The sequence below is a fragment of the Actinomadura sp. WAC 06369 genome (genome assembly GCF_003947565.1).
Lineage (GTDB): Bacteria > Actinomycetota > Actinomycetes > Streptosporangiales > Streptosporangiaceae > Spirillospora > Spirillospora rifamycini.
Genome location: NZ_QHJN01000240.1, coordinates 1 through 8,662 on the forward strand (window position 1 = coordinate 1; position 8,662 = coordinate 8,662).

Below are 8,662 nucleotides of genomic sequence, written 5' to 3' on the forward strand. Positions count from 1 at the left end.
GCTGCACCACGTCCGCAGCCTCAAAACCGTGACCGCCCGCCAGCACATCGTCCAGCTCCCACTCCACGAACGGAGCCAGAGCCGCCGCACACTCCGCCAGCCGCGCCGCGAACACCGGCGACGCCTCCGCCAGCTCACGCCCCATCCCGACCCACTGACTCCCCTGCCCCGGAAACACCAGCACCGTGCGGCCCACACCACCGGGGATCACCGAGCCCGTCACCACGCCGGTGATCGGCTGGCCGGTCGCCACGGCGGCGAGGCCCGCGAGCATTTCGGTGCGGTCCGCGCCCGACACGACGGCGCGCTGCTCGAACGCGGACCGGGACGTCGCCAGCGACCACGCGACGTCTCCCATGGGCAGTTCCGGGCGCGCTGCCACGTGCTCGCGAAGGCGGCCCGCCTGGCCGGCGAGTGCCGCAGGGCTGCGGCCGGACAACACCCACGTGGGGGCGGGGTCGGACAGGACCGGTGTGATGTCCGCCGCGTCGTCCGCCGTACCGGTCTCGGCGGGGGGCTCTGGCGCCTCGGGGACCTCTTCGACGATCACGTGCACGTTGGTGCCACTCGCGCCGAAGGCCGAGACGCCCGCCCGGCGGGGCCGGTCACCCGCAGGCCACTCCACCGGCTCCTGCAACAGCCGCACGTTCCCGGACGTCCAGTCCACGTGCGACGACGGCTCATCGGCATGCAGCGTCTTGGGCAGAGTGCCATGCTGGAGCGCCATCACCATCTTGATGACACCCGCGACGCCCGCCGCCTGCTGCGCGTGACCGATGTTCGACTTGATCGACCCCAACCACAACGGCCGATCACCCGCACGCCCCTGGCCATAGGTAGCCAGCAACGCACCCGCCTCGATCGGATCACCCAACTCCGTGCCCGTGCCGTGCGCCTCCACCACATCCACATCGGACGCCGAGAGGCGGGCATCGGCGAGGGCCGCGCGGATCACCCGACGCTGCGCCGGGCCGCTCGGTGCCGTGAGGCCGTTCGAGGCGCCGTCCTGGTTCATGGCGCTGCCGCGGATCACCGCCAGCACGCGGTGCCCGTTGCGGCGGGCGTCGGACAGCCGTTCGAGGGCCAGCATGCCCGCGCCCTCGCCCCAGCCCGTCCCGTCCGCGTCGTCGGAGAACGCCTTGCAACGGCCGTCGGAGGCGAGCCCCTGCTGGCGGGCGAAGTCGGCGAACATGACCGGCGTCGACATGATCATCACGCCGCCGGCGAGGGCCAGTGCGCACTCTCCGGCGCGCAGCGCGCGGGTCGCGAGGTGGACGGCGGCGAGGGAGGACGAGCACGCAGTGTCCACGGACACCGCGGGGCCGTTCAGTCCCAGGGTGTAAGCGACGCGGCCGGACAGCACGCTGATCGCGCTGCCGGTCACCAGGTGGCCTTCGGTGTGGCCGTGCTCACGCGCGTACCAGTCGTATCCGGACGCGCTCGCGCCGAGGAACACGCCCGTGCGGGAGCCGCGCAGCGTCCGCGGATCGGTCCCGGTGCGTTCGAGCGTCTCCCAGGCGAGTTCCATCACGATGCGCTGCTGCGGGTCCATGGCGAGGGCCTCGCGCGGGCTGATCCCGAAGAAGCCGGCGTCGAAGTCGGCGGCTTCCGGCAGGAAGCCGCCGCGGGTCTCGTAGCCGTGGGCCGCCGCCTCTGCGGGGTCCCATCCGCGGTCGGCGGGGAAGTCGCCGATGGCGTCCGCCCCGGCGGCGGCCAGGTTCCACAGTTCTTCCGGCGTCCGGACGTCGCCCGGGTAGCGGCAGGCCATGCCGACGACGGCTATGGGTTCACCCGTGACGGCCTCCAACTCGCGGACGCGCTCACGACTCTCGTGCAGTTCGGCCGTGACGCGCTTCAGGAAGTACCGGAGCCTGTCCTCGCTCACGCGTTCCACCTCGGGGTGCTCGGGCTGGGGGTGCTCGGTCTGGGAAGCGCCCGCACGGGCGGGCTCGCGGTGCCTGCTCGCCTGGTCATTCGATGCCGAACTCCTTGCCCAAGAGGTCGAACACCTCGTCGTCGCCCGCGTCCGCCAGCCGCTGCGAGACGTCCGGTCCGGTTCCGGTGGCGCGCTGCCGCAGCCGCCGCCACTTGTCGGAGAGCGCGGCCAGGCGTGCCGCGATGGCCGCGCTTTCCTCGCCGTCTCCGTCTGCGGATGCGGCACCGTCCTCGAACCTCTCGAGCAGTCCCGACAGGGCGGCGTCCAGGTGGTCGAGTTCGACGGAAACGGTCTGCGGGCCGACGCCGAGGGCGTGCAGGAGGTGCGCGGCGAGGGCGGCCGGGGTCGGATGTTCGAAGACGACGGTCGAGGGGAGGGTCGCGCCCGTCGCGGCGGTGAGCCGGTTGCGCAGCTCGATGGCCGTGAGCGAGTCGAAGCCGAGCTCCCGGAAGGCGCGTTCGGCGTCGATGTCGGCGGCGCCCTCGTGGGACAGCACCCGGGCGGCCTCGCCGCGCACCAGGTCCGTCGCGGCGGTGAGGCGGCGCGCTGCGGGAAGGGCGGCGAGGGTGCGGGCGAACTCGGGTGCGTCGTCGGCGCCGGCGCGGGCCGGAGCGGGGTCCGCGGCCTCCGGCAGATCGGCGAGGAGGGGGCTCGGCCGGTACAGGGTGAACGCGGGCGCGAAACTCCGCCAGTCGACGTCGGCGATCGTGACGAGCGGGCCGCCGTCCACGGCCTCATCCAACGCCCGCACCGCGGTCCGCGGGTCCAGGGCGCTCAGGCCGTGCCGGACTGACGTCTGCGTGGAGGATCCTCCGTCCCAGGGGCCCCAGGCGACCGACACGGCGGCCTGCCCGCGGGCGCGGCGCCGTTCGGCGACGGCGTCGACGAAGGCGCTGCCGGCGGCGTAGCCGGAGACCAGGGCGCTGCCCCAAGTCGCCGCGACGGAGGAGAACAGGACGAAGTCGTCCAGGTCGAGGTCCGCGGTCAGTTCGTCCAGCCAGCGCGCCCCGGCCGCGCGGGCGCCCGCGATGTCCGCGAGTTCCTCGGCGGTGATGTCGGCGACCGGGGTGTCCTGCCCGACGCCTTCGGCGTGCACGACGCTGCGCAGTGCGGGACCGCCGTCGGCGGTGAGCCGCTCGAGCAGGCAGACGAGGTCGGCGCGGCGGGTGGTGTCGCAGGCGGCGACGGACAGTTCGGCGCCGACCGCGGCGACGTCGGCGGCGAGGCGCGCCACGTCGGCCGTCAGGGGCCCGTCGGTGGCGAGGACGACGCGTTCGGCGCCGCGGCCGGCGAGCCAGCGGCCGACCTCGGCGCCGAAGACGCCCGTGCCGCCGGTGACGAGCGCGGTGCCGCGGCCGGGACGTGCCTGCGCGGGCGGCCCGGCGGCGCGGACGAGGCGGCGGGCCAGGACGCCCTGCGGGCGCAGTGCCGCCTGGTCCTCCGCGACGGCGCCCGACAGGAGCGCGGCGAGCCGCGCACCGGTGCGTTCGTCCCACGCGGGCGGCAGGTCGACCAGCCCGCCCCAGCGTTCGGGGTGCTCCACGCCGACGACCCGGCCCAGTCCCCAGACCTGCGCCTGCGCGGGGTCGCCGACCTCGCCGGGGCCGGTGGCGACAGCACCGCGGGTCAGCACCCACAGCGGGGCCTCGGGGGCGCGCTCGCCGAGGCACTGGACCAGGCCGAGGGTGGCCGCCATGCCGCGGGTCATGGTCGGATGGCCGAGGTACGGCGCCTCGTCCAGGGCCAGCAGAGACACCACTCCCGCGATGTCGCCCTCGGCGGCGCGGGCGGCGGCCGCGTCCGGCACGGCGACCACGTCGGCGCCGTGGCCGGTCAGCGCCCGGTGGACGAGCGGGGCCGCGGCGGGGTCATCGCCGACCAGCAGCCACGTCCCGGACAGTGCCGGGGAGTCGGTGCGGTCGGCCGCGCGCGTCCAGGTGATGCGGTAGCGCAGGCCGCTCAGCGGGTCGTCCGCGGGGGCGGCGGGGCGGACCGGCTCGGGCCAGTACCGGGTGCGCTGGAAAGCGTAGGTGGGAAGTTCGACGGTGGTGGCGGGGCCGTGCACGGCCGCCCAGTCCACGGGCACGCCGGACGCGTACGCGGTGGCCAGGGAGGTGAGCAGGCGCCGGGCGCCGCCGTCGCCGCGCCGCAGGGTACCGGTGACGACCGCGGTGCCGCCGAGGGTGTCGTCGACGGCGCCGATCAGCGCCGGATGCCCGGACGCCTCCACGAACACGCCGTGGCCGCCGTCGCCCAGCGCCCGGACGGCCTTCTCGAACTCGACGGTGCCGCGCAGGCTCGCGTACCAGTAGTCGGCGTCCAGGTCCGGTCCGGCAAGCCACTCCGCGGTGAACGCGGACATCATCGGAATCCGGGTCTCCCGCGGTTCGATCCCGGCGAGGGCCGACAGGATCTCGTCCCGCAGTTCCTCCACGTGGACGCTGTGGGACGCGTAGTCGATCGGCACGCGGGTGGTGCGGCAGGTGGGCGGGCACGCCGCGGCGAACTCGTCCAGCGCGTCGGGGTCGCCGGACACCACGCAGGAGCGGGGGCCGTTCACCGTCGCCAGCGACAGGCGTCCCTCGAACCCGGCCAGCCACTCGCGCACCGTGCCGGCGGACTCGGCGACCGACAGCATCCCGCCGCGGCCGTCCAGGGTCCGCAGCGCGCGGCTCCGCAGCGCCGCCACCTTGGCGCCGTCCTCCAGGGTCAGTGCTCCGGCGACGGTCGCCGCGGCGATCTCGCCGAGCGAGTGCCCGATGACCGCGTCGGGCTCCACGCCCGCCGCCCGCCACACCTCGGCCAGCGCCACCGACACCGCCCACACGGCGGGCTGCAGGACGTCGGCGGCGCGGAAGTCGTGCCGGCCCGCGAGGACGTCGTCCAGGTCCCACTCGACGTGGGGGGCGAGGGCGGCGGCGCACTCCGCGAGGCGCTCGCGGAAGACGGGCGACACCTCGGCCAGGTCGCGTCCCATCCCGGCCCACTGGCTGCCGTGGCCGGGGAACACGAACACGGTCCGGCCCGTCCCGCCCGGGGCGGCGGCGCCGGTCACCAGGCCGTCCGCGGTCTGGCCGGTGGCGGCGGCGGCCAGCCCGGCGGCCAGGTCCAGGCGCTCGGTGCCGATGGCCACGGCGCGGTGCTCGAAGGCGGGCCTTGTGGTGGCCAGCGACCAGGCCACGTCGCGGGTCGGCAGGTCCGGCCGGGCCAGGGCGAACTCCCGCAGGCGGCTCGCCTGGGCCGCGAGGGCGGCGGCGCCGCGCGCGGTGACGGGCCAGGCGACGGGGCCGCCCGACAGGACCGGGCCGGGCCGGACCTCGGCGGGAGTCTCCGGCCGGGGCTCCGTCTCCGCCCGGAGGGCGGGCGGCTCCTCGATGACGACGTGCGCGTTGGTGCCGCTGACGCCGAAGCTGGAAACGCTCGCCCGGCGCCGCCGGTCGTCGCGCGGCGGCCACGCGACGGGCCGCCGGAGCAGCTCGACGTGCCCGGCGCTCCAGTCGACGTGCGGGGTGGGGGTGTCCACGTGGAGGGTCCGCGGCAGCACCCCGTGCCGCAGCGCCAGGACCGTCTTCATGATCCCGGCGACGCCCGCGGCGGCCTGCGTGTGCCCGATGTTGGACTTCACCGAGCCCAGCCACAGCGGCCGGTCGGCGGGCCGGTCCCGCCCGTAGGTCGCGAGCAGCGCCTGCGCCTCGATCGGGTCGCCCAGTTCGGTGCCGGTGCCGTGCGCCTCGACCGCGTCCACGTCCCCGGGCGCCAGCCCGGCCGCGGCCAGCGCGGCGCGGATCACCCGCTGCTGGGAAGGGCCGCTGGGGGCGGTGAGCCCGTTGGACGCGCCGTCCTGGTTGACCGCGCTACCACGGACCGTGGCCAGCACGGTGTGCCCGTTGCGGCGCGCGTCCGACAGCCGCTCGACGGCGATGACCGCGACGCCTTCCGCCATGCCCATGCCGTCCGCTCCGGCGTCGAACGCCTTGCAGCGGCCGTCGGCGGCGAGCCCCCGCTGCCGGGAGAAGCCGATGAGGTCGCGCGGGGTGGGCATGACCGTGACGCCGCCGACCACGGCGAGGTCGCACTCGCCGGCGCGCAGCGCCTGGCAGGCCGAGTGCAGCGCGACGAGCGAGGAGGAGCAGGCGGTGTCGACGGTGAACGCGGGCCCCTCCAGGCCGAGGAGGTAGGAGACGCGGCCGGACAGCACGCTCGTCGCGGTGCCGATCATCGCCTGGCCCTCCAGGCGGGCGTCCGCGCCGTCCGCCGCGGCGGTGCCGGTCGGGGTGAGGTGGTCGTAGCCCGAGCCGAAGGCGCCGACGAACACGCCCGTGCGGCTGCCGCGCAGCCGCGCCGGGTCGATGCCGCCGCGTTCCAGCGTCTCCCAGACCACCTCCAGCAGGAGCCTCTGCTGGGGGTCCATCGCGAGGGCCTCGCGGGGGCTGATCCCGAAGAAGCCGGCGTCGAACTCGGCGGCCTCGTGGAGGAAGCCGCCCCCGCGGGCGTAGAGGGTGCCGGGCCGGTCCGGGTCGGGGTCGTAGAGGGCGTCGAGGTCCCAGCCGCGGTCCGTGGGCAGGCCGGTGACGGCGTCCCCGCCCTCGTCGAGCAGCCGCCACAGCTGCTCCGGGTTGTGCACGCCGCCGGGCAGGCGGCAGCCCATGGAGACGATCACCACGGGGTCGTCGTGCCGATTCGCTCCAGCCGCGCCGGCCGCCGGTTCCGCGGCGGCGTCCGGGCCGGTGCCGGACAGCAGCGTGCGCAGGTGGGCGGCGAGCACGAGCGGGTCCGGGTGGTCGTACAACAGGGACGCCGGCAGGGCGAGGCCCGTCACGGCGCCGAGCCGGTTGCGCAGCTCGACCGAAGTGAGGGAGTCGAGGCCGAGTTCGCTGAAGGCGCGGCCGGGCTCGACGTCCGCGGCGGACGCGTAGCCCATGACCATGGCGGCCTCGTCGCGCACCAGGTCGCGGAGCAGGCGCTCGCGCGCCTCGTCCGACGGCAGCGGCGCCAGCCGCGCGGCCAGGACGCCCGCCGCGTCCGCCGGCTCCGGGTCGGCGGCCGGCGTGTCCGCCGCGGCGGCGCGCAGCTCCGGCATGTCGCGCATCAGCGGCGCCCTGCGCAGCTGCTCGGCGCCCCGGGCGGTGGCCATCGCGGCGAAGTCGACCGCCATGAGCGACAGCACCGCGTTGCGGGGGTCGGGGTCGTCGACGGCGGCGGCGAGGGCGCGGACCGCGTCCGCGGGCTCCATCAGCACTTCCCACTTATTGCGGGCGAGCCTCCTGCGGGCGCCCTCGCTGGCCTGGCCGACGCCGCCGCCCGCCCACGGACCCCACGCCAGCGAGACGGCGGGGAGGCCGCGGGCGCGGCGCCGCTCGGCGAGCGCGTCCAGGTGGGCGTTGGCGGCGGCGTAGTTGCCCTGGCCGCCGTTGCCGAAGGTGGCGGAGATCGACGAGCACAGCACGAAGGCGTCGAGGTCCAGCCCGGCCGTCAGCTCGTCGAGGGCGTCGGCGCCGCCCGCCTTGCCGTCGAACGTGCTCGCCAGGCGAGCGGGGCTCAGGCGGTCCAGGACGCCGTCGTCCAGGGCGCCCGCGGCGTGCAGCACGGTGGACAGCTCCGGTCCGGTGGCGGCGATCCGGTCGAGGACCGCGGCGAGCGCAGGGCGGTCGGCGGTGTCGCAGGCGACGACGTCCACGGCGGCGCCCGCGGCGGCCAGGTCGGCGGCCAGTGCGGCGGTGCCGGGGGCGGACGGCCCGGAGCGGCTGGTGAGGACGAACCGGCGGGCGCCGCGGTCGGCGGCCAGCCAGCGCGCGGCGTGCCCACCGATGTGGCCGGTGCCGCCGGTGACGAGGACGGTCCCACGCGGCATCAGGCGACGGCGACCCTCGGGCCGGGGCGGCTTGGGGGCGTGGACGAGACGGCGCCGCCGCAGCCCGCCCGCGCGGAGGGCGACCTCGTTCTCGTCGCGGGCGGCGAGCACGGCGGCCAGCCGGACGGCGTCCCGGTCGCCGAACCGCTCCGGATCCGGCGGGAGGTCGATCAGGCCGCCCCAGCGGTCGGGGTGCTCGGCGGCGGCGGTGCGGCCGAGCGCCCAGACGGGCGCCTGCCGGAGGCCGTCCGCGCCGCCCGTCCCGTGGTCGCCGCCGTGGTCGGTCGTGACGGCGCCCGCGGTCAGCACCCACAGCGGGGCGCCGGTTCCGGTGTCGCCGAGCGCCTGGATCACGGCGAGGGTCGCGGCGAGACCGCGCGGCACCGCGGGGTGCTTGTCGAGGGGGCCGGCGTCGAGTGCCAGGAGGGAGATCACCCCGGCGGGCTCGGTGTCGCCGGACGCCGCAGCGATGCGGGCCGCGTACGCGGTGCGGTCGGGGTCCGCGGTGTCCACCTCGACGGTGACGGTCTCGGCGCCGCGGGCGGCCAGGGCCTGGACGCACGGGTGCGGGGACCGTCCCGCCTGGGCGAGCACGAGCCAGGTGCCGGACAGCAGGACGGGCGCGGGTTCGGGGGCGTGCGCCCACTCGATCATGAACCGCCAGTCGTCGGTGCTCTCCGCCGGCTCGCCGTCCGCGGCGGAGACCGTCCGCGCGGGTGCCTGGTCGGGCGTCTTCGCTTTCGGCTCGGGCCAGTAGCGCCGGTGTTGGAACGCATACGTCGGCAACTCCACCCGCCGTGCCGCCTCCCGCACACCACCCGACCCCGGCAACACCCGACCCCAGTCGACATCCAGACCACCCACGAACGCCTGAC

General features: G+C 76.5%; 2 protein-coding genes. Both read right to left on the reverse strand.

Annotation, left to right across the window (positions count from 1 at the left end; translation table 11 throughout):
- The coding region (locus DMH08_RS36650; RefSeq protein WP_199748179.1) for a type I polyketide synthase at positions 1 to 1,885 on the reverse strand (1,885 nt) is incomplete at its 3' end.
- Positions 1,886 to 1,970: 85 nt separating this feature from the next.
- Positions 1,971 to 8,579: a type I polyketide synthase gene (locus DMH08_RS36655; protein WP_199748180.1), complete on the reverse strand. Its 6,609-nt coding sequence runs from the start codon at positions 8,577 to 8,579 to the stop codon at positions 1,971 to 1,973.
- Positions 8,580 to 8,662: the final 83 nt, after the last annotated feature.